This is a genomic window from Clostridium puniceum, assembly GCF_002006345.1.
Classification (GTDB): Bacteria; Bacillota; Clostridia; order Clostridiales; family Clostridiaceae; genus Clostridium; species Clostridium puniceum.
The window spans coordinates 1-1853 of sequence record NZ_LZZM01000083.1 but is presented as its reverse complement, the minus strand read 5'-3'; the positions used below and the strand labels follow the sequence as shown (position 1 = coordinate 1853).

Annotated in this window: 3 protein-coding genes; all 3 read left to right on the top strand. The window is 27.9% G+C overall.

Features of this window, described 5'->3' with window-relative positions; all coding sequences use genetic code 11:
• The first annotated feature begins 202 nt into the window (after nucleotides 1–202).
• The gene (locus tag CLPUN_RS29135) at nucleotides 203–337 is read left to right on the top strand and encodes a hypothetical protein (protein ID WP_278281608.1); all 135 of its coding nucleotides are present in this window, start codon (nucleotides 203–205) and stop codon (nucleotides 335–337) included.
• A gap of 482 nt (nucleotides 338–819) precedes the next feature.
• Nucleotides 820–1623 (top strand): rolling circle replication-associated protein, encoded by an 804-nt coding sequence (locus CLPUN_RS06635; protein ID WP_077846537.1) that lies wholly within the window; start codon nucleotides 820–822, stop codon nucleotides 1621–1623.
• Nucleotides 1620–1808 (top strand): hypothetical protein, encoded by a 189-nt coding sequence (locus CLPUN_RS06630; RefSeq protein ID WP_077846536.1) that lies wholly within the window; start codon nucleotides 1620–1622, stop codon nucleotides 1806–1808. Before CLPUN_RS06635 ends, CLPUN_RS06630 begins: the two co-directional genes overlap by 4 nt.
• Nucleotides 1809–1853 lie beyond the last annotated feature (45 nt).

Genomic DNA, 1853 nt, shown 5'->3' with positions numbered 1-1853 from the left:
GTGAAGCTGAATATATGGCCAAAAGTGAAGGCGCAGATGAAATATTTAAGCAAGATGCAGCAGCTCTTAATGCAGCTATATATTATTTAAATAAAAAAAGGAAAGAAGATATTTGTATTATAAAAGCATCACTGCTGCTAACGTTTATAATATTGGCCATGATTTTATTCATATGATGGAATATGGTTTAGGAGTAATAATTATGACAATAAAATGCATTGAGTGTAATTTACATTGGAATGTAAGTATAAAGAAAAATATAGATCCTAAAGGTTACATTTGTCCAAGGTGTAAGCAATTAAATAATGAAGAGGAGGCAAATCAGATTTGGAAGTAGATATAAAAGAAACTGCCCTTGAAGTACCAGTTCAAGAGCAGTCGGTAGCATACAGTCCCTAATTTATTGATAGTAACATGATAAATTAATAGAAATATCATGCAGTCAATAAAATAATTCAATAGAAACTAACTAAAATTTTACAGTAAAGATAATATAAATGTCAAGTTATAAAGGAAAATGAAATATTTTTACATTAATGACATAAAAAGAATGCGGTTCATTAGCAGTGAAACGCATTCCCAATACCTAAAATATGAACTCAACATATTTTAATTATAGTCTCATATAAGGTATAATGTCAATTTTTTTGAACATTTTTTCAAGGCTTTAGAGAGCTTGTAATAGGTATTATCTTTATAACTAAACATTAATATAAGAAGTTATAGAATAAAGAAATACCATTACAGAGAGTGTATAAAGAAAACTCTAAAAGTATTACTGAAGATGAAAATTAACTAGAGACAAGTGAGGCTATAATTATGAAAAGTTTTATAAGAGAGAAGAAGATATTTTGTAATGAATATTTAGAAGTTGATATTTATAGAAGTACAGAAGAGCAGAATAAAAAAGGGAAAAGAAGTAAGAAGAAAAAAGTATCAGCACCAAAACAAAAAAACTTGAATGATAAGAATGCAAAAAGATATTTTGTTCAGTTAGGAAATAGAAATTTTGGAAGAGAAGATTTACATGTATCATTCACTTATTCAAATGAAACTTTACCATCAAGTTATGAAGAAGCACAAAAGCAAGCTAATAATTATTTAAGAAGAATTGATTATAGAAGAAAAAAAGAAGGGTTATCCCCTTTAAAGTATATTTTAGTTACAGAGTACACAGAGGATAAAAAAACAGAAAAACCTACGAGAATTCATCATCATGCAATTATAAGTGGTGGATTAATCAGAGATGTTGTAGAAGATTTATGGTGTAAAAGAAGAAAAAAAGGTGAAAAAATTGCTGAAAAAATTGGATATGTAAATGCCGATAGATTACAGCCTAATGAATTTGGAATCAAAGATTTATGTAAATATTTAGTTAAAAATCCTGATAACAAAAAAAGATGGACACAGTCACAAAATTTACTTAAGCCAGTAATGAGAACAAATGATTATAGATATACAAAAACAGAAATAAAAAAAATATCTCGATGTTATGAAGATAGACAGTATTGGGAAAAGAAATATCCAGGTTGGATTTTTACAACATGTAAAGCTAAAAATAACAAGTTAACAGGATGGTCATTTTATCTTAAATTCAGGAAAAGGGATGTGAAGAAGGAATGAGTTATGCAACAGATATCCGTAAAGATGGAGAAATAAAAAGATTAAAAACTAAATGCAAGCATGCAAGTGAAGTTCTTGAACAAATAGAGGAATCCATGAGTGTATTGGATTTAACTTTAGATGAACAAAAAGAGGATCTAATCAAATGGATAGATTCAGTAAGGGAATACTTAAGTAAAGAATAGTAAGAAGGTGGATTAAATGCAATTTAAAGATATGACACCTCATGA